The sequence below is a fragment of the Clostridium sp. UBA7503 genome, from assembly GCF_002477055.1.
GTDB lineage: Bacteria > Bacillota > Clostridia > Clostridiales > Clostridiaceae > Clostridium_J > Clostridium_J sulfidigenes.
Genome location: NZ_DLNT01000006.1, coordinates 86,464 through 108,374 on the forward strand (window position 1 = coordinate 86,464; position 21,911 = coordinate 108,374).

General features: G+C 30.8%; 19 protein-coding genes. 3 read left to right on the forward strand and 16 right to left on the reverse strand.

The annotated features are described in order from the left end of the window. Window positions 1-3 precede the first annotated feature (3 nt). The 8 genes from B3630_RS00990 to B3630_RS01025 all read right to left on the reverse strand — a co-directional run bounded on the left by B3630_RS00990 (window position 4) and on the right by B3630_RS01025 (window position 10,365). Window positions 4-1,560 (reverse strand): FGGY-family carbohydrate kinase, encoded by a 1,557-nt coding sequence (locus tag B3630_RS00990; protein WP_346894701.1) that lies wholly within the window; start codon window positions 1,558-1,560, stop codon window positions 4-6. Further along, window positions 1,550-1,939, reverse strand: a complete 390-nt coding sequence (locus tag B3630_RS00995) for a DUF1667 domain-containing protein (RefSeq protein ID WP_346894703.1) — start codon at window positions 1,937-1,939, stop codon at window positions 1,550-1,552. The genes B3630_RS00990 and B3630_RS00995 overlap by 11 nt, the downstream gene beginning before the upstream one ends. 1 nt (window position 1,940) lies before the next feature. Further along, complete coding sequence (locus tag B3630_RS01000) at window positions 1,941-3,224, reverse strand: NAD(P)/FAD-dependent oxidoreductase (RefSeq protein ID WP_346894705.1); 1,284 nt, start codon at window positions 3,222-3,224, stop codon at window positions 1,941-1,943. Beyond that, window positions 3,214-4,971 (reverse strand): NAD(P)/FAD-dependent oxidoreductase, encoded by a 1,758-nt coding sequence (locus B3630_RS01005; protein ID WP_346894707.1) that lies wholly within the window; start codon window positions 4,969-4,971, stop codon window positions 3,214-3,216. The genes B3630_RS01000 and B3630_RS01005 overlap by 11 nt, the downstream gene beginning before the upstream one ends. A gap of 82 nt (window positions 4,972-5,053) precedes the next feature. Then, window positions 5,054-5,779, reverse strand: coding sequence for a GntR family transcriptional regulator (locus B3630_RS01010; protein ID WP_346894709.1), 726 nt, complete (start codon window positions 5,777-5,779; stop codon window positions 5,054-5,056). A 252-nt stretch (window positions 5,780-6,031) separates the two neighbouring features. Continuing rightward, the gene (locus B3630_RS01015) at window positions 6,032-7,369 is read right to left on the reverse strand and encodes an APC family permease (RefSeq protein ID WP_346894711.1); all 1,338 of its coding nucleotides are present in this window, start codon (window positions 7,367-7,369) and stop codon (window positions 6,032-6,034) included. Between the two features lie 12 nt (window positions 7,370-7,381). Next, on the reverse strand, window positions 7,382-9,079 hold the full coding sequence (locus B3630_RS01020; protein WP_346894713.1) for an FAD-dependent oxidoreductase: 1,698 nt from the start codon (window positions 9,077-9,079) through the stop codon (window positions 7,382-7,384). Between the two features lie 17 nt (window positions 9,080-9,096). Then, the gene (locus tag B3630_RS01025) at window positions 9,097-10,365 is read right to left on the reverse strand and encodes a YeeE/YedE family protein (protein WP_346894715.1); all 1,269 of its coding nucleotides are present in this window, start codon (window positions 10,363-10,365) and stop codon (window positions 9,097-9,099) included. 278 nt (window positions 10,366-10,643) lie between these two features. On the opposite strand from B3630_RS01025, the gene B3630_RS01030 reads away from it, so the two are divergent. Continuing rightward, a complete protein-coding gene (locus B3630_RS01030) occupies window positions 10,644-11,534 on the forward strand; it encodes a LysR family transcriptional regulator (RefSeq protein WP_346894717.1) in 891 nt (296 codons plus the stop codon). 31 nt (window positions 11,535-11,565) lie between these two features. Here the strand turns inward: B3630_RS01030 and B3630_RS01035 are convergent, their stop codons facing one another. The 7 genes from B3630_RS01035 to B3630_RS01065 form a co-directional block, all read right to left on the reverse strand. Continuing rightward, window positions 11,566-12,093 (reverse strand): YeeE/YedE thiosulfate transporter family protein, encoded by a 528-nt coding sequence (locus B3630_RS01035; RefSeq protein ID WP_150841602.1) that lies wholly within the window; start codon window positions 12,091-12,093, stop codon window positions 11,566-11,568. A 12-nt stretch (window positions 12,094-12,105) separates the two neighbouring features. Next, window positions 12,106-12,339, reverse strand: a complete 234-nt coding sequence (locus tag B3630_RS01040) for a sulfurtransferase TusA family protein (protein ID WP_035132122.1) — start codon at window positions 12,337-12,339, stop codon at window positions 12,106-12,108. 19 nt (window positions 12,340-12,358) lie between these two features. Further along, window positions 12,359-13,039, reverse strand: coding sequence for a YeeE/YedE family protein (locus B3630_RS01045; protein ID WP_346894813.1), 681 nt, complete (start codon window positions 13,037-13,039; stop codon window positions 12,359-12,361). Between the two features lie 217 nt (window positions 13,040-13,256). Beyond that, entirely contained in the window at window positions 13,257-14,219 is a 963-nt protein-coding gene (locus B3630_RS01050; RefSeq protein WP_346894719.1) for an ABC transporter ATP-binding protein, read from the reverse strand. Between the two features lie 11 nt (window positions 14,220-14,230). Further along, on the reverse strand, window positions 14,231-15,175 hold the full coding sequence (locus tag B3630_RS01055; protein ID WP_346894721.1) for an ABC transporter permease subunit: 945 nt from the start codon (window positions 15,173-15,175) through the stop codon (window positions 14,231-14,233). Continuing rightward, window positions 15,165-16,145, reverse strand: coding sequence for an oligopeptide/dipeptide ABC transporter ATP-binding protein (locus B3630_RS01060; protein ID WP_346894723.1), 981 nt, complete (start codon window positions 16,143-16,145; stop codon window positions 15,165-15,167). The genes B3630_RS01055 and B3630_RS01060 overlap by 11 nt, the downstream gene beginning before the upstream one ends. A gap of 28 nt (window positions 16,146-16,173) precedes the next feature. After that, entirely contained in the window at window positions 16,174-18,618 is a 2,445-nt protein-coding gene (locus B3630_RS01065; protein WP_346894725.1) for an ABC transporter permease subunit, read from the reverse strand. A gap of 486 nt (window positions 18,619-19,104) precedes the next feature. Between B3630_RS01065 and B3630_RS01070 the strand changes: the two genes are divergently transcribed. Both B3630_RS01070 and B3630_RS01075 read left to right on the forward strand, forming a co-directional pair. Further along, entirely contained in the window at window positions 19,105-19,431 is a 327-nt protein-coding gene (locus B3630_RS01070) for a hypothetical protein (protein ID WP_346894727.1), read from the forward strand. Window positions 19,432-19,572: 141 nt separating this feature from the next. Beyond that, window positions 19,573-19,899, forward strand: a complete 327-nt coding sequence (locus tag B3630_RS01075) for a hypothetical protein (protein WP_346894729.1) — start codon at window positions 19,573-19,575, stop codon at window positions 19,897-19,899. A gap of 332 nt (window positions 19,900-20,231) precedes the next feature. On the opposite strand, the gene rlmD is transcribed toward B3630_RS01075, so the two are convergent. After that, on the reverse strand, window positions 20,232-21,767 hold the full coding sequence (gene rlmD, locus B3630_RS01080; RefSeq protein ID WP_346894731.1) for a 23S rRNA (uracil(1939)-C(5))-methyltransferase RlmD: 1,536 nt from the start codon (window positions 21,765-21,767) through the stop codon (window positions 20,232-20,234). Window positions 21,768-21,911: the final 144 nt, after the last annotated feature.

A 21,911-nucleotide genomic window follows, 5' to 3' on the forward strand; every position in this document is an offset into this window, starting at 1 on the left:
CAATTAAATATCTGGATAATTTGTTATCTTTCCAATATCTGAATATAGTGATTTAAGTCTTCTATATATTTTCTTGTAAACTTTCTTAAAAAGTTTTGAATATATTTCTGTATATTCTTTTTCTGGAATAAATATTTTTTTATAATGAACCATTTTCTCAATAGCTTCATTGTAAGTTCCATACATTCCTAAAGCTACAAAAGCTATAATAGCTGCTCCTAATCCTGACGTCTCATGGGTAGTAGTTTTATAAACCTTTCTATTTAGCATACTGGCAGTTATTTGACAAATAGTATCACTTTGAGAGCCACCTCCTGAAACCATTACATACTTCACTTTTTCCTTAGTCTTTCTTTCTATTTTTTCTATTCCATCTAATAATCCATAATTTATTCCTTCAATAATAGCTCGATAAATATGGCTTCTTGTATGAACATCTCCAAAACCTATAATTGCTCCCTTTGCCTCAGGATATTTTAAACCTGGCCCCCAATATGGTTGAAGCATTAACCCATGGCATCCCGGTGGAACATCCTTTAATCTTTCATTTAATATTTCTTCATAAGAAATACCTCTTTCTTCAGCTTCCATAGCTTCCTTTCTAGCAAATTCCCTCTTAAACCAACTAATCATCCAATAACCCCTGAAAATTTCAAATTCCGGATTATAATATCCTGGGATGCAAGCTGGATAAGCTGGCATAAACATTAAAGGCTCTATATATTTTTTTGACATGGTCTGAACTGTAGCTGTTGTTCCAAAACTTAAATTTACCCATTTTTCATTCTTACAACCTGTACCTAAGGTTTCACAACCTTTATCTGATCCTGCTGCAATAACAGGTATTCCAATCTTTAACCCTGTAACCTTTGCAACTTCGGGACTTATTTCCCCAATTCTTTCTCCCACTTCTACAAGCTGAGCTAGTTTTTCTCTTTCAATTCCTGAAATTTCCCATCTATAATCTTTATTTCCTTTTGGCCAATCTTTCTTTTTAAAATTAAAAGGTATATGTCCAATCTGAGATGCTATGGAATCTAGAAAATTTCCTGTTAATTTAAAATTTAAATATCCTGATAGTAATAAATACTTATAAGTGTTTCTCCATATTTCCGGCTGATTTTCCATTATCCAATTTGCTTTACATTTTTTCCTTGAAACCTCTATGGCTTTTTTCATTCCAATTAACCTAAAAAGAAAATCATATCTTTTACTTATAGGTTTTTTACACTCTGCCATCCTCTGATCTAACCATATTATTGCAGGTCTTAATGCTTCCCCATTTTTATCTACATTTATTCCTGTATCTCTTTGTGTTGTTACTGATACTGCAAGTATCTCATTGAAAACAGTGGAATTATTCTCTTTTAGTGCTGTACATACATGACATACACCTTGCCACCAAATCTCTGGATCTTGTTCTGCCCATCCTGGTCTATTTGAAAAGTATGGTTGAAAGTCTAACTTCTCTTTAGCTACTAATGTACCTAATCCATTAAATATCAATGCTCTTACACTTTGCGTCCCACAATCTATGGAGAGAACATATTTATCCTCCATTCGGATACTCCTCCTTTAATGTCTCAATTAAACTTGAGGTTGAAATGATATTAACTCCAGTATTTAATACATCTTCAATTATTACTTCATTTATATCAATAGGATTTGTTATCACTACTTTACTTATTTCTCTCATTACATTGAATATTTTATCCCTTGGAATCAGTCCATCAGTTCTCACCGGTAGCCTTGGCATTTCCTTATATATAGTATTTACTGTTGAAGCAATACTTCTTAATGGATTTTTAATCTCATTAATTCCAAATTCTATTCCTCTTTTGCACTTATTACCTTCCACTAATAGTTCTTCATTTTTTTCAATTATAGTAAGTTTACAACCATTAGGACACACTATACAGGTGATTTTTTTTAACTCCACCTTATACACCTTCTTTAATTTTACTCATAACTAAATTTAAATTATCCATATTATTTATAGAAAATGATTTTAAGTTCAAAATTATTTTTTCCATCTCCGGAGGTTTTATTATATTATACTTTTTCATAAATACTACTTTGTTATCTAAGTAAAATTCCACTTTTACATCTTCTATTACATCTTTACTTCTAAAGTAAATTGTTATATCTTTATCTATATAATTTAAATCTATGCTTTGTGGTACTACATATAGAAACTCTTTTTTATCAAAAGTTATATCCACTAATTTTCTATAACTATTTTCTTCATAAATTGCTGCCTGTTCTCCAGCATATTTCCCACTTTCTGATACATAATCTACTAAATCATTAACATGAAGAGAATTTCCACAGGAAAATACCCCATTTACACTTGTTCTAAAGTTATGATCTACCTTTGGTCCTTTGGTTGATGAATCAATTTCTACATTCAAACTTTCAGCTACTTCATTTTCTGGTATTAATCCTACTGATAATATTAATCCATCACACTTAATTATCTCCTCAGTTCCAACTATAGGCTTCATATTTTCATCAACTCTACATGTTTCAACCGCTGAAACTCTACTATCCCCTATTACCCTAGTTACTGTATGGGATAAATGTAATGGGATATTGTAATCTTCTAAGCATTGCATAATATTTCGGTTTAATCCTGAAGGAGTACTTTTCATTTCATACACACCTATAACCTTTGCACCTTCCAATGTTAACCTTCTAGCCATAATTAATCCAATATCCCCACTTCCTAAAATTACACAATTTTTACAAGGTAGATAACCAAGGATATTTGTTAAGTATTGTGCTGTTCCTGCTGAATATATGCCAGCAGGTCTATCACCATTTATAAAAACTTGCCTAGACGTTCTTTCTCTACACCCATTGGCTAAAACTAACGCCTTAGAGCTAACCTGAAAAACATCTTTCTTTGAATTTATTAAAGTTAATATAAAACTTTCTCCTAACTTTTCTACTTTACTTACAAACGTTGATGTATATATTGATATATCTTTTTCTCTAATGTTTCTCATATATCTATCGGCATATTCTGGTCCACTAAGTGTCTCATTGAAGGTAATTAATCCAAAACCATCATGTATACATTGTTTTAATATTCCACCTAATTTTTCTTCTCTTTCAATAATTAATGTTTTACTTCCCTTCTTATTGGATGCTAATGCTGCTGCAAGCCCCGCTGGACCTCCACCTATAACTATTACATCAAAGTGAAATTTATTATCTTTCATTTAATTTCACCTCAGTTTCATTTATAGTTAGATTATTATATTTACTTTGAACTTTTTCCATGAGAATACTAGAATATTTTCCTTTCTTGGTTATTACATCCAAACCTTTACCAGACTCTTCATGAATAATCTTTAATACCTGTGGTAAACAAAAGCCACCTTGACACCTACCTGCTCCAGCCTTAACTCTTCTTTTAATGGCATCTACTGTGTCTACTTTTATTGGACTTCTTAAGGCATCTTGAATTTCACCTTTGCTTATCTCCTCACATCTACAAATTATTTCTCCATACTCAGGTCTCTCTTTTATTAACTTAGCCCTTTCCTCAAAGGACATATTTCTTACTTCTGGTATTCCTTTTCTTATTGGATTCCAATAATGTTTTTTCTTCAACTGTATTTTTTCAGCTAGTAATCCACAGGTTATCTTTTCAATTGCCTCTGCTATAGCTGGTGCAGATGCAAGACCTGGTGATTGTATACCTGCTGCATAAATTAAATTGTCAACACGTTCAGAGCGTTCAATGATAAAATCTTCTTCATAAGTAGCGGCTCTTATTCCGGCATAATATGTTATTACATCACCATTAGACAATTTTGGTACTACAGGTAAATGCTTTCTTAGTATATTCTCTATATTTGTTGAATTTGTAGAATAATCTTCTCTAAAGGGTTGTTCATAAGCATCAGGCCCTACCAATATATTTCCATCTATTGTTTTTATAATACCTCCACCCTTGGTATTTCCTTTAGTCAGATTTAAGCTTGGCTTAGCTACTACTCCATTAATTAAAGAACCTTTCTTTCTATCTAGTATTAGCGTCTCTCCTTTTCTTGGATGTATTGTGAAAAACTGATCATGTGCCATGTTAGCAATTTTATCAGCGAAGATTCCGGCTGCATTTATAATTACCTTAGGATATATTAATCCTCTATTTGTATTTACTCCAATAATCTCATTTCCACCCATAAGCAATGATTCTACTAAGGTATCTAAGGAAAACTCAACTCCATTCATAGCTGCATTTTCTGCAAAAGCATAGGTCATCCTATAAGGAGATAATATACCTGTTGTTCCAAAATGAACTGCCCCAACTATATTATCCGTCACATTTGGTTCTATTTTTTTTACCTGTACCTTATTTAAAATAACTACATCCTTTACTCCAGCCTTCCGTGCTCTATTCATAAGGTAAGGTTTAGCTAGCCTTATAAATCCTCTATCAAAAAGCACTGTAGAGCCACATCTTTCAAAAGGCACTCCTAGCTCCTTTGTAATCTTTGAATAAAGCTCATTACCTCTAACATTAAACATGGATTTTTTACTTCCTATAGGAGCTTCTATACCTGGATGTATCATACCATCATTTCTTGATGATGTGTGCATTGCCAAATCTGATTCTTTTTCAAGCAATAAAATAGACATTTCCCATTTTGAAAGCTCTCTAGCAATAGCACACCCTATAACTCCTCCTCCAATAATAAGTACATCTACCCTTTTTCCATTTAAATGTGAATCTCTTGTAATCGGTGCTTTAATTAGAGGTATTTTTAAACCTTTCACAGTTATTTGATTTACTACACCCTTGTATCCTCTTTTAGATGCAAGTTTACCAGCTTTAATAACCATATCCCAATTCTCCACCTGCCCTTCTAAAATGATGGAAGAGTTCCATTCTCTGCAGTAAATCTCTTTATAAACCTCTTTTTGTATAAGTTTTTGAACCTTTTCATATTTTTTTATCATTATATATCCCTTCCTTAGGATGTTCGGACATCTTAACTTCTCTGTATATACTATGATTTAATTACAAAATAAATACTTATTTTCAATAATTTATCATTGGTACATAGTATAAATTTTCTGGAACTATAAAATTTAAATAATAGAATGGTTCTTCATTGTTTTCTTCATATATCCATCTTTCCATAACTAATACTCTTGTAGTTTCATCTATTTCTAACAGATTTTTTTCTTCGCTATTTGGAATTCTAATGGTTATCGTCTGATCTACCTTTGATATATCTACCTTTAAATCATTTATAATCATGCTTGCCAAGGATTTTTTAAAATCAAATTTACTATTATCACTAGAAAACCGCTGTGAAAAATATGAATTCTCAATAGCTACTGGAATTTCCTCAACAGCTCTTAACCTTTTTACATAAAGGCACTTTTGATTTATTTTCAACCTCATCTTATTTGTTAATTCCTCGCCTGGGATAAAAAAATTCTCATCTAGTATTTTGTTGCTAATCTTTATCCCCTTAGTTCTTAATGTAAAAGTTAAACTAATAAGTGGCTCAAATCCCAAAGAAGGCTTATCTCTTAAAACAAAGGTACCAATTCCTTGTTTCTTATACAGATATCCTTGACTAACTAATAAGTCTATAGCTTGTCTTATTGTAGCTCTACCTACTTCATAGTTCTGCATCAGTTCCCTTTCAGTTGGAATTCGAGAATTAACCTCCCATCTACCACTTATAATAGCCTTGGTTATTTCTTCTTTTACTTGTATATACAACGGTGTTTTATTATATCTATCTATCATCATTAATTCCTCCAATGTTTTTTATATTTATATGCTAGATGATTTATATGATTACCAATTTATTAACATGTTGAGGATTATTTATATCTTATGATTTATATTGTTAAACTATAAAAAGGCAACCTGAAACTGCTTTTCAGGCTGCCTTATATAATATTTTATAATATACTAACACCAATTTATTTAACTTTCCTATGATATTTTAAAATGAACATATTTCTCAAGAATAGTCTACTTTTGAAATTATTTTTAAACTTATATGTTATTATCAATTGATTTCATTGTCTTTGAATACTTCTTATAATAAAAATATCCTAACACTGCCCATAAAATCACTAATACCATAGAAGGTCTACTTAATCTTGCAGGAGAACCTGGTATTATCAATAATCCTATGAATAATAGCCCTATAAAAGCCCCCAATGCTGAAAAATATTTATCAACTCCTATTGAGTTTTTAAACCCAATATAACATACATAAAAATATGCTATTGCTGCTAGTAAGGATGACATATCTACAATATAGATAATAACTTCTCTACCAAACCATGGTGCTATTAAACTTACTACGGCTATAAATTTAACTCCATTTTCGAAAACACCATTTTTATTATTCTCTTTGTACTTTGATGGGATAAGTTTATATCTGGATAAAGCTCCAATTAACTTGCTACTCCCTAACATAAACCCATTTATACCACCTGCTACTGCACCAGCTAGGGATATTATTAGTAAGATAAAGCCTATATATCCCATATTATCAAGTACTGCAGACCCTAAAGCCCACTGCTCCAATAAGGCTTTCTCTGGAGTATAAACTAGACCTGTTGTAATATTTAATAGGTTATAAAAAAGTGCTCCAGCAAATATTGCTAGTAATGCCATTCTTGTAGCTTTTGGCGCTTCAAAATTCAAATCTGTGGATACTTGCGGTATTACATCAAAGCCAACAAACAAGAATGGTACTATAGCAAAAACTTTTACTACTTCAGTAATATTAAACTTATAGTTATTAATATAGGTATCCCTAATCAAGCTGTGGTCTACCTTCATAAACATGAAAGCAAACACTATAATTACATTTACCACCATTAATAAAATTAAGATGTTCTGTACCATGGAACTCAATTTCAATCCTTTGATATTAATATAAGCAAATACAAGAATTATCAAGCTGGCAATGATAACTTCTGACAAGTATACTGGATAACCTGCTACTTGATATAGATATATAAAATCCACTGCTGAACCAAATAATCTTTTAAGCACCAAGACAAAGGCTGTGGCATTAAGTGGAACCATACTTATATAACACAATGTCAAGGACCAGCCTACTATAAATCCATTTCCCTTTCCTAAGTTATTGTAAGTATAAGAGAATTCTCCCCCATCTTCATTATGCTTCTCCATCATTATGTGATAACCCTTTTGTATAAAAACAATAGCAAGACCACCAAGTATAAAACCGATGGCCGTGCTAATAATACCACTTTCATGGAGAAACTTTGAACCTGGCAAGGTAAATGAACCCCATCCAATAATAGATCCTAATGCTAAGGCTAATATGTCTATCCTGTTCAACTTTTTCTTCATAAAATTCAATCCTTAATTAAAATTATATTCTGTAACTATCTTTGCTCTTCCCGTTACTTGATCTTGATAATATTCATAGCAACAAATACCTAGATAAGAACCAGATATATTGATTACATTATCATATCCACTATTTTGTAGTGCCATTACTGCATTATAACTTCTTTGACTTGAACGACAATGTAAATATACCGGTTTATCCTTTGGAATTTCAGACATTCTTTCTCTAATTTCACTTAATGGAATATTTACTGAATTCTTAAGATGTCCTTGTTCATATTCATGCTTTTCTCTTACATCTACAATAAATTCGTCGTTTTCTACTAAATCCCTAACTATCGTCACTGGTACTTGTCTAAACTTACCATATAATAAATTTAGTCCTACTAAAGCTGCAAAATTAACTACATCTTTTGCTGTTCCAAATAAAGGAGCATAACATAACTCTAATTCCTTTAAATTCTCTAAGGTTCCACCCATTGTTATCATTGTTGCAATTACATCTATTCTCTTATCTACATTTCCTTTTCCTATAGCCTGTGCTCCAAGAATTCTTCCTGTTGGATATTCATATATTAATTTGAAATGCATTGGATTACTATCTGGCATTAAGCCAACTTTATCTCCTGGAATAATATATACGAAATCATAAGAAATACCTGCTGCTTTAGCAGCTTTTTCATTTAATCCTGTAGAAGCTGCTCCTAGATCAAATACTTGAACTACAGATGATCCTATAACTCCATTATTATTGTGATGAATATTATACATATTATCAGCTGCTGCCCTAGCCTGTCTTTGAGCTGGTCCTGCTAAAGCCAGCCTTGAAGTTTTATGTGTTAAGCGATTATAAACTTCTATAGCATCACCTACAGCATATATATCTTTATCATTGGTCAAATAGTTATGATCAACTTTAATGCCTCCAGTTACTCCAATTTCAAGTCCTGCATCCTTAGCTAATCCTGTTTCCGGACTAACACCAATTGCCATTACTACAACTTTTGCAGCCACATTTTTACCTGATTGTAATTCTACAAAGTCTTCATCTATCTTCTTAACTCCATCACTTAATATAAGGTTTACTCCCTTATCCATCATTTCCTTGTGAAGTATTTGGGCCATATCATAGTCAAAAGGACTCATTATTTGATCAAGTGCTTCTATAAGACTTACATTCTTATCTGCTAAACATAGGTTTTCCGCTACTTCAACCCCTATAAAACCACCGCCAACAACAGCAATATCCTTAATATTGTTACTATCAATATAATTCTTTAATTTCTTTATATCAACTACATTTCTTACTGTAAATACATTGGAACCTGTTACTCCTTGAATACTTCTTGGCAATATTGGATTAGCTCCTGGAGATAAAACTAATTTGTCATAGGACTCTTCATATTCTTCTCCTGTAAGAAGGTTCTTAACTACTACTTTTTTATCTTCTCTTATAATTTTTATAACTTCACTATTAACTCTAGCTTCAATATTATATTGATTTTTGAACTGTGTTGGACACATTAAAACTAAATCGTCACCATTTTCCACCATACCACTTAAATGAAATGGTAAAGCGCAGTTAGAAAAAGATACATGAGGTCCCTTCTCAAACATAATTATTTCTGCTTCTTCATCAATTCTACGTGCTCTTGCTGCAACTGAAGCTCCTCCAGCAACTCCTCCAATAATTAAAATTCTTTTACCCATAACAATGATACCTCCTTTTAATGTTGCTTAAATAGTCTTTTAGCTAGTGTATTTCCTACAATACCACCAACTACCATGAAAATTAAGAAAATCCAACCAGAAAGTGAGAAATTTGCAATTGGAGTATATAATGCTCCTACATTACATCCATTAGCAAGTCTAGTACCTAATCCCATAGTAATTCCGCCTAGTGCATATAGTAATACTTCTCTTACCGTAATGTGCATCTCTGACATAAATGTTTTCTTAAACTTACCAGCAGTTAACAAGTATATACTAGTTCCAATGAGTATTCCAAAGTTTTGCACTGAAACAGCATGTTCAAAGAATGGAACAAGATACGCCTTTGCTGGCATTTGAGTAAAGGCTGCTAAAGATTCTGGTGAAACTCCAAATATCATCAAGAATTTACCAAACCATATTCCATAAGGAGTAGATGCGCCCCATCCAGCCTTAGTAATTCCCATTAACAAAGCAAATAATATCCCTATAACTACAGCCCCTTGCACTAATGTCCAGGGTTTTACAAATAATCTGTTGTATGTTGTTTCACTTAAAAGCTTGTAATTCTTAGTGTCTAATACTTCATTTTCATCCTGTATCTTTTCCATTGAGTGACCAGTATAAGTATTATTTTGCTTACGACTTCTCTCGTAACGGTATGATATAAATACAACTACTCCGCAAAATAATGCCATTAATACTAAGGCACCTAGATATCCTTCAAGACCATCCCATTTAAATAGATCTGGCAGGAATACACCTCCTGCCAACTTTTCACCTACTGGAGTTGAAAACCAGGAGTTCTTAACCCATCCTACAGTATTTTGTATAGGGAATCCTAAGAATACTCCTAACCCAAAGAAGATTAATGTAATAAACGCTCTAGGAAGACCTGTTATTAAGTCCGTAAGTACTCCTGATGCACAACATGATGAAAATGACATACCAAACCCAAATAGTATTGCCCCTAATATAAGACCAAAGTTAATTGGGTTTATCCACAGATCGTAACTAGCTGGATCTGCCTTGAATAAAAATGCAGTGGTCAATAAAGATGAGATAAAGAACAAGAACATTAGTGTCCTCATTAATTTTGTTGATCCGGTGTTAAATGCACGATTAACACTACCTGCAAATCCTGTATAAGCCCTAGATAAAGCATAACCTAATCCCACACCCACTAAAAGTCTAAAAAATAGCATGTCAGTTTTTAATAATGTCTTTCCTAAAAGTAATACTAGTAAAATTCCTATAAATCCTAAAATTTGTTCAGTCTTTTTCATTTTTTTCCTCCTTATACTTTTAATTTAAAATTTAGTGTGATTTTTTTAACAATATTTGGTGCAAAGTGGTTGTGTTTTCGTTTATATCACGATGTATTATCTTTATAATAAAATTCTATTACATATTATTCTTTTTCCATAGAAACTAAATGCTATATACCATAACACTTCCCTTTAACCAATTGTAAAATATGTCTAATAAAAATAAATATATTTATTTCTGTGTAATATACTAGTAAAATAGAATATATGTATAATTATTTTTAGGATGTGACTATATGAATCTTGAATATCTTGAATCATTTTATATAACAGTGAAATATAATAGTATCTCAAAAGCAGCACAAATTCTTCACCTTACCCAACCTGGTCTCAGTGGTCAGCTTAAGAGCTTAGAAAATGAATTAGGTGTAAATCTTTTAAATCGAAGTAATAAAGGTGTAGAATTAACAGAGGAAGGAAAAGTAGTATTTAACTATGCAGATACTTTACTTTCTATTCAAGGAAATATTAAAAGAGATTTGATTAACTTGCATCAAGAGCAACCAAAGTTAATGATTGGTGCTTGCAAAAGTGTGGGTGAATATGCTCTTCCTTGTAGTATTTTTACCTTTAAACATCTCCATGAAGAAGTTGACATTCGTATGGAGGTAATAAATTCAAGGGAAGTTATTCAAAAACTACAAGAACACGATATTAATATTGGAATCATTCAGCATGATCCAATATTAAATGATATTTCTACTCAACCTATTATTTCGGATGAGCTTTTGCTAGTAGGAAATAGTGATAATTCACCTAAAAGAATTTCTATGGAAGAATTAAAACATATTCCACTAATTTTACGAGAACAAAATTCTGGAACTAGATATGTAATTGAAAAATCATTAAAAGAAAAAAATGTAACTGTAGAAGAGTTAAATGTGATTTATGATTTAAATTCTCCCGAATCTATTAAATCTTCTATTCTTTCGGGAAAAGGTTTTTCTTTTTTACCAAAATTAACAGTTGTTCAAGAACTAAAAAAACAGTCTATTCAAATCGTTGAAGTAGAGGATTTTAAAATTTCTTTCAGTTATTATATAGCTTCAAGAAAAAAATATACACTTACAAAGCACGAGCAAATGTTTGTAGATTTTATAATTTCTAATAAAAGAGGTTTTTGTTAAAAAAAGAGGACACATGTCCTCTTTTCCATTTTTATATAAAGAATTTAACTAAAATCTTAACTCCTACCCATGTACCCAACATTACAAAAATACCAAAAACCCAAGCGTGTAAGGAAAAAGACGGTATGCCGCTGAAAAAAGCACCAATATTACAACCAACGGCAAGCCTAGTTCCATATCCCATCATAATTCCTCCTAAAAGAGCAATTATAAACTGCTTTTTACTCTTTATTTTCTTCCATTTAAATTGGGAAGCTAATAACGTTGCAACTAAAGATCCTAAAATAACACCTATATTTAAAATTGTATATTGATTAATAAATATGTTTCCATTGGAAATTATAGGACCGTAGTAAGATTGAAAATGACTAAAATACTCCCATTTAAATGGGTCTAACCCAAACCATTGTAGTATGCCAATACCCCATAATAAAAAACCACTAGTTATTTGCCAGCTTATACCAATTAGACCTAGTAAAATTACATTCATTACTCCTAATAAAATTCCACCTACCCAATAAGGCCAAGGTTTCTTAAGATATTTTATTATAGACTTCATTTTATCTCTCCCCTATTTTCCTTTTGGCTTTTGAATATATACTTCCCACTCTCCTCTACCTAATTCCACAAGCTGTATGGGATATTCCTTTTCTAGTGCCCACTTCTCTATATCAATTGCCACACAACTATGATCGCAATTAAGAATTAAAATATCTCCTGGCTCCATTGTTTTAAGTTCCTGCATTGCCCTTAGCAAAGGAATAGGACATAATTCGCTTAAACAATCTACCTTTCTTACTGTCATATAAGCTCCTCCATTACAATTATTTCAAATGTCTATTTTCATACCTTAATGCTAATTTATATAAAATTATTAATACAACTATCTGCGCTAAAACAACAATTTTCAAATCAAAATGTTCTAAAAAGTAAATAGTCTTAGCATCCTTAATAAAATGCTCATACCAAAAAGAATAGTCCTTAGCTCCTAGTATGGTTCCAATCATGAATCCTATAAGGACAACCCAGTGTAAAACATGTCCTTCTCCTATTCTCATCAATACACCTGAAGCACAACCTCCAGCTAAAACCATTCCAATACCAAATATGAAAGCACCAATCATTACATGAATACCTACTGAACTAACTGCTCCTGGAATCAAATTGTAATCAATACCTTTATTATGAATATATCCAGATTGAATTACAGCAAAACCTACAGTACTTACAATCATAGCTAGTATCATCCCTCTTAACCCTCTTGTATTCCCACTAATAAAAGGATCTCTAAATGCTGCTGTAAAACAAAATCTCGAATATCTTAAAATAATACCAATTATAACACCTACACCTAAACATACAGCATAATTATACTTGCTTTTCCAAAGTATAGCACACATTATTAATGTAATTAAAAGCAATGCAACACCATAAGGAATCTGGGAATTTTCCTTCTTTACTTGACCTTGCCGTTGCTTAATCAATTCATCCATTTCTTTTGACAACATATTATCATCCCTTTAAATAAAATTAATATTTCGTGCCTCAAAATTATATATTATGCCCATATCATAAACCAATAATATATATTGGTCAATATTTCAATAAAAAAACAATTTGCTACCAACACTAAAATTATGGTAGCAAATCATATTTATATTTACATGAATTTTCTTATATAAAATGTTATTTTTCATATGATTTATTTAAAAACACTCTAAACTAATCTTCATGATGCCAGCATCTAGACCAATGTCCTTTAAAAACCTCTTTTAGTTCTGGCAATGTATTTCTGCATTTATCAAAGGCTTCATGACAACGATCTGAAAATCTACATCCCTTTGATAATTGTGATAGATGTGGAACATATCCTTCAATTGTATCTAATCTCCTTTTTTTATCATCTATTCTGGGAATACACTCCATAAGCTTTTTAGTATATGGATTTATAGGATTTTCAAATAATTCTTTATTAGATGCAATTTCCATGATTTTTCCACAATACATAACCACCACTTCATCTGCCATCTCTGCTACTACTCCCAAATCATGGGTATTTAATATTATGGACATATTGTATTCACTATTAAGTTTACGTAATAGATCTAAAATTTCTGCTTGAATTGTAACATCCAAAGCCGTTGTAGGTTCATCTGCTATTAATATTTTAGGATTACAAGCTATTGCCATAGCTATCATAAGTCTTTGTCTCATTCCTCCACTAAACTGATTGGGAAGCTGATGATATCTTTCTTCTCCATCCGTAATACCAACGGCTTTCATTAACTCTATAACAACCTTTTTAGCTTCCTTCTTACTAACTTTTTTATGAATTATGAGAGCTTCTGCAATCTGTTCTCCTATCTTATTCATAGGATTTAATGTTGTCATTGGATCCTGATATATCATAGATATTTCATTTCCCCTTATTTGTCTCATTGCCTTTTCACTCTTTTTAAGCAAATTTTCTCCTTTATAATGTATTTCTCCATGAATTATTTTTCCTGGAGCATCAATTAACCCCATGATAGATAAAGCAGTCACACTTTTACCACTCCCAGACTCTCCAATAATCGCCATTGTTTTACCTTCATCTAGGGTAAAGCTTATATCATCTACTGCAGGATATTCCTTTCCATTCAAATAAAAATATGTTTTTAAATTCTTAACCTGAAGTAATGTCATATTATCCCTCCTTAATGAAATTTTGTCTTAGGCAATATAATATCTTTTAACACATTAAAAATCACAAAAATAAAATAGTAAAAAATCGCCAGAAATAAAATAAATGTAGTAAAGGCTATTCCACCTTCATATGGTGGAATCAATTCTGTTGTATAAAAAAGTATCATATAAAATCCCATTCCTCTAAAGTAAAATAATCTTTCTACTATAATAAGACTTGAAAACATTATACCCATAACTGTTGGAAATCCAGATAACACTCCATAAATTATACTTTTCATCATGTGGTTTTTTATAATTTGAACCCTAGAACATCCCTTTCCCCTAGCTGCTAGTATATATGACTTTTCAAAATTTTCTTCTATTGTAGTAGCTGTTATCCTTGCAATATATGCTGCTGGAAGTATTGATATTGATATTATAGGGTAAACTGCATTTACAAGTCCTTCATCTCCAAATGCTGGCAGTGGTCCTAAACCCAATAATGAAATTCCTTTATTATATAAGTATATAGCACCCATCTGTACAAGTACTATTGTTAAAATATCTGGTATTGAAAGAGGTATTAGAGATTGCAGTAATTTTATTGTTCCACTCCTCTCCTTCTTTCTACTATCTATAATTCCTTTAGGAATCCCAATAACAACTGCTAAAAGAGTTCCAAAAAATAATATAAATAAGCTTTTAGTTGCTGTTTTAGCTAATAGTTGTCCTATAGTTTCTCCCTGAATCTTAATATTAAATTCTTCACCACGCAAAAATATTTTAAAGTTATTTCTTATATTTTCAATAACTCCATCCATTTTCATATTAGGTGTGTGCTCTCCATTGTATGAAACTATATCAAAATCTAATGGTATTCCTGTTACAGCTATAACAAGAAATACAATTACAAGGAGTATTAATATATTCATAAGAACTTTTTTAGTTACCACCTTTAATATTTCAGCTTTCATTTTTACTCCTCCCATCTTTAAATAAATGGCAAGAAACTAACCTTCCATTGTCAAGTTCTATAAGTTCTGGCTCAATAGTTTTACATTTAGCCATTTTTTTAGGACATCTATTGTGAAATGCACATCCTGATGGTATATCCATTGCACTAGGTATTTCACCTTGAAGCTTTATTCTATTAATATTTCTACTAGGCTCAGGTACTGGTGAAGCTGACATTAATGCTTCAGTATATGGGTGCTTTGGAGAATCAAAAATATCATCCACACTACCTTTCTCTACTATTTTCCCCAGATACATTACTGCTACTTTGTTGATTACATGCCTTATTACACTTAGATCATGGGATATAAATAAATATGATAAACCAAACTCTTCTTGAAGATCCATAATAAGATTGAGTATCTGTGATTGAACAGATACATCTAAAGCTGATACAGATTCATCACACACTACAAATTTCGGTCTTGTTGCTAAAGCTTTAGCTATTGCAATTCTTTGTCTCTGACCTCCACTAAATTCATGAGGTAATTTCTTAGCATCCTGTGCTGACAATCCTACCATTTCAAGTAATTTGCCTACTTCTTTTTTGTATTGTAATGGCTCAACTATTTTGTGTATTTGAAGTGGTTGAATCAAAATATCTTCAATAGTCATTTTATAATCTAATGCAGAATAGGGATTTTGAAAAACTATTTGCAAATTCTTTCTTAGCTTTCGGAACTCTTTGTTACTAATAGTACTAATATCTCTTCCTTCTAAGAATATCTTTCCTTCATTTGGTTCTAAGAGTCTTAATATCAATCTCCCTATGGTTGATTTACCACTTCCTGACTCTCCAACAAGACCCAAAGTCTCTCCCTTTTCTATTTTAAAGTTAACGCCATTTACTGCATGTACAACCCCTTTATTCACACCAAAAATTTTGTCTTTTATTAAAAATTGTTTAGTTAGATTTATTACTTCTATCATGGTTTTTCTCCTTTTCAAAGGTTTCTTACTAATCCATCATATAAGAATTCATTGTCATGGTATCTACTAATATTTGTCCAATACTTTCCATTCTTTTATAATTTATATTTTCTATAATATCAATATTACTATTAACTCCTTCTGTTGAAGGATTTCCTATTCCAACACTTGAGAGTGCATTTAATCTCATGTTAATTAAAGCATTTGTAGTTGTATAATTTTCGTGAAATCTTTGATATCTCACATCTAGTTGTTTAAATCGTTCTTCTATCTCCAATCCCATTAGATAATTACTATTCTCTGCTATTTGAGCTGGAAAGGTTATAAGATTTAAATCTTTATCTTCTTGATATCCTGGATAGCTTATATCAAAATAATAATATCCATGTGACATTGCCATATTTACAGGCATACCTTCTATTACACTGTAATGATATGAACCATCAACCTTTGAATATTTAAACATGTCATACTCATTATCCCAAAATATAAACTGAATTGACTTTTCTAATTGGCCTTCTGTAAGAGATAACATTCTTGCCACTTCCAATGCTGTTGCAGCAGCAGTTGATGACATAGCGTAGGCACTGTCAGTTCCATTTATATAAACACCATCATAGCTTGCACCTATAATTATTAACTCACCCGGTTCTTCATAGGTTTTGCCTTTCCCTGGCAAAAATCCAGTAATATTACGTCCCTTATATTTTGGTATCTTGGGATAATCAAAGCTTATCTCAACTTCTCTATACCCCTTCTCTAATACTTCCCTTAAATCATCAAAAGGAATGATATCTGTAGAATTAAAGAAGTAGGTATTATTACTTGTATTGTAGCCTTCACCTAATATAAACTGTATATCATAATTAAAACTATTTCCTAATTCATTTGTTATCTGATTTTGGATACCAAAAGAATTAAAATCTAAACCAGTATATTCCCTCTTAATAGAAAAGACCTCTGTGCCTTCAGGTATATTATTTACATTTTCAAGGTCTGCTGCAACTCCCTTGTAATGCAATTTTTCTTTTTTCTTAGTCATAAATATATTTTTACTTACAGTTGCAATTGTAAAGTCTTTATGCAGCTGGTAGGTCTTTTCTTGTCCATTGTCATCTGTAACCTTTATCCATCCTGATTCAATTACTACAGGAGCCAGAATTTCAGGAATAGTTTCTTCAGTGTTAGTTTCTGAACTTTTTGTGGTAGTTGTTAGTGGAATTTCTAAAGTATTAACTTCATAGCCATATGATTTTAAAGTGTTAATTATATATTCTCCAACTAAATGTCCTCCTTCTGTTCCAGCTACCCTTCCTCCATATTTATCACTGGTAAGTTCTTCAACATGTAGTTTAGCTTGATTTATGTCAAATTTATAAAGGCTTGGATGCCAAGGTATTACTATATATGCAATAGCACCTATTATAATTAAACTCTTTACAATCACAGGTTTATAGTATTTCTTAATATCCTTAAGCTGTGAGATAAATATTTGGGGTGATATTAGGTAAGAAATCTTTCTAATAGAACTAATAACTCTAGACTCTCTCTTTTGAAATTCTATTCTAAGTCCCTCTCCTGTAAGATTTATTCCAATTATTGCAATACTAAAAACCAATATAGGATAAAGAGTCATCCAATATGTTGTTTCATATTTTTTAACGTTTATTGCAATTCTGGAGAGAGTACCTCCCCATTCTGGCTCTAAAATCATTTCATAATTTGCTCTAAAGGCTAGTGCCTTAACTTGTCTTGCTACTCCAACAAAAATATAAAGAACTGCTAATTGAGCAATTAAAAACAACGCCATACCCATTTCTTTAAAAAACAAGCTTACACTAGTTGGTAATATGTGAGGTAACACATTTTGTCGTGCTATCTGCAGTTTTGTCTTCCCTATAGCTATCTCACCTTCTATAAAATCCTCTTCCATAACCATCCTAGTTGAATCTTCAATTATTCCAGCTAGTTTTGCCCATCCCACAATGGTAAGTACTATTGCAAAAGCAAAAATTGACTTATCCATTTGTAGATTCCTGAAATATCCTATGTTCAAAATAACAAAACTAAATAAAAGCATAGGTATTGCAGTAAAAAATGTATTAAATATTTTTATTATATTTGAAATAAACTTTATACCCATTCCTGCAGCTAATCCAAGTGGAAGGGCTAAGATCATTCTAAATATAGCTATAAGAAGTGCCAACTTTAATGTGTTTCTAGTTCCATATACAAGTCTTGAGTATACATCTCTTCCAGCATCATCTGTCCCAAGAATATTATCCTTATTAGGTGGCATTGGATTGTATGCAAACTTTTCTACCAATTTACCATCCTCTTTGTATTCTACATACTTAGGTGTTTCTTCAAAAAGAGGATCCTTTGACGCGAAAAACCCTGGGTATAAAGCTACAATTGATAAAAATATTACAATTATACTTCCAAGAAGTAGTGGAAAATTTATTTTTTTCATTAATAGGTACTTCCCTTCAAATAATATTTTACTCATAAGTATATTTTTATACTATATGTAAATCAATAGTAATATACTTATCTACAATTTTATCTAATTGGCAAAGTTTCATCAATGATTTTCATTTTCCACATTTCAACATTATTTGTAAACTATTAATTTTTTCAAATAAAAACCAGCAAAGATTATTTTTTTAATCTTTGCTGGTTTACACATGGATTCTCGTATAACTTTCTTTAGCATTATTGTGATATTCTAATATATAACTTCTAATTTCTAATTACATTCAAATTCAATATTAAAATTTATTTTTTTCTCTAGCATTTTAAAATTATTATATACACAAATATAAATAATCATAACATTCTTTGTAAACACCGTACTATTCAATTTTCAAAGATCAATTTATTTAACATACTTACTAAATCGTAAATCTGTATATTATCTTTTCAACTACATAAACTATTGTTGAAAGGTGGTCATTATATGAAAAAATTTACTGTTATGCTATTAATCTTGATAACTTTAATATTTAGTGCATCTGCTACAACTCCTGCATTTGCCCAAAATCTATTCAAAGAAGGCTCATATAAATTATCAGACTTCGTTCCTGCAAAAGACAATTCTTACTTCGTTCAGAATATTTCATCAAAAGGTAATTGTTACTTCGCAGTTATGGGTGAAAATGATTCCTTATTACAAGTTATTTATCTAACTCCAAAATCGTCAAGATATAATCTAATTCCTCTTAAATCAGAATATAAAATTTTTATAGTTGGAGATGGCGAAATATTTATTAAAGGTGTTGAATAATATATATTTTTCTATTTAATCTTACATTAGTAATAAATAAAATATATATTATTGATATGTATTCCCTTTACAATTACTATAAAATTTTTGTTTTATATTATTTTTTGACTACATAAATTATTATCGAAAGGTGGCTATTATATGAAAAAATTTACTACCACATTAGTAATTTTCATTACATTAATACTTAGTACTTCTATTATAGCTCTTGCATCTGAAAACACTACTTATAAAGAAGGTATTTACACATTATCAGACTTTGCTCCTACAAAAGATAATCTTTATACTATTCATAATATTTCATCAAAAGATAATTCTTACTTAATAGTTATGGATGAAAATCTTACTTCACTGCAATTTCTACGTTTAGAGCCTAAATCTCCAATACATGATTTAATTCCTCTTACTCCTCAGTACAGAATTGTTATATTTGGTGCTGGAGAAGTATCTATAAAACCAGCAAAATAAAATATACATTTGCTATTTCATGTCATATGAAAATACCTACTTACAGCAGTGCTCCCATATGACCTTATTTTTGATTTTAGAATATTTTTAACTGCTCTTAAACACTTGGCTCATAATTCATAAAAATTAACTCACCCCTAACTGGTATGTTATCACCTGTAGCTCTATGTTAGATACTAATTTTCATGTAACTAATAAAATGAAAATGATACTATTAATATTTTAGAAAATATAATTATAAAAAAATAATTTGCCACCAATACAAAATTTTTGGTGGCAAATTGATGGCAAACCATATTTCTATTTATATTAAAGTAGCTCAAACCCTTTATTTATCTCACTAGTTTAACAACCGCCTCGGTATGATGTCCTTGAGGGAACATGTCTACTGGCTGTAGCTCCAGTGCTTTATAATTTAATTCTTCAAGAATCTTTAAATCCCTTGCTAATGTTGCAGGGTCACAGGATACATAAACAATCCTTTTAGGTTTTACTTTTGCTATCGCATGTAGAAGTGATTCTTCACAGCCCTTTCTTGGAGGGTCTAGCATAATTACATCTGGGTTTATTCCATCTTCAATTAGTTTTGGAATTTCTTCTTCTGATTTTCCTACTATAAATTCCACATTTTTTATATTATTAATTATTTTGTTTTCATTAGCATTTTCTATAGCTTCTGGTATTATTTCAATTCCATAGACCATTTTAGCTTTTTTAGATAAGAACAGTGATATAGTCCCTGTACCACAATATGCGTCAAATACAACCTCATTTCCTGTAAGACTTGCATATTCTAATGCTTTTTTATATAGCATTTCTGTTTGTACAGGATTTACTTGAAAGAAAGATAATGGCGATATATTGAATTTAAATTCACCTATATAATCTGATATTGTATCTGTTCCCCATAGAGTAATAGATTTGTTACCTAAAATCACATTTGTTTTATTCTTATTCACATTTTGAATTATAGATTTAAGATTTAAAATTTCTTCTCTAAGAGATTTTATAAGTGGTTTTATACTAGGTAACTTTTCTCCATTAGTAACTATTACAACCATTACCTCCTTAGTCTGAAAACCCTCTCTAATCATTATATGTCTAACTACACCACTATGATTTTTTTCATCATAAGGAGTTACTTTATTCTCTTTCATCCATTCTTTAAGGATCTTAACAACTTTATCACCTATTTTACTTTGTATATAACAGTGATCCATATTGATTATTTCATGGGATCTTGGTGCATAAAATCCTATTACTATATATCCATCATTATTCCCAACTGGTAGCTGAACCTTATTTCTATAGTTATATGGGAAATCCATACCCATAGTATTATGTACCTTTAATCCTTCTATCTTTCCTACTCTTTCCATAACATCCTTTACTCTTTGAGTTTTAAAGTTAAGTTGTTCTTCATAGGATATATGTTGAAGATTACAGCCTCCACATCTCCTATAAATTGGGCATATGGGTTCTGTCCTATATTTAGATGATAGAATTACATCTAATAGTTTACCTATTCCATAGGTTTTACTTACTTTTATAAGCTTTATCTTTACTGTTTCACCCTTTATGGCTCCTTTAACAAATACAGTAAAGTTATTTATTTTACCTACCCCTTCTCCTTCATGTCCATATCCTTCTATCTTAATTATATAATCCTTATTCTTTACAATTTCTATATCTTCATGATTATTGTTTAATTCTAAAATAAGATTTTCTATCTCTGCTTCTCTTTCTTCACTTTTCCTATCCTCTTTTAGAAATCTTTCTTTTTCTAATGAAGCTTTCACTCTTTCTCTCTCTTCTTTTTCAGCTTCTTCTATAACTTTAACCTTACTTATCTCTTTACGTATTTTCATAAAACCACCCTTTATTAGCTTCTAATTAATTTTAATTTTATCAGAAAACTAGTCAATTAACCATAATAAGTAGTCATAATATAAAATTAAAGCAAGGGCAACTTTAGATTATTAATAAAATTAGCTAAAGTTGCCCTTACTATG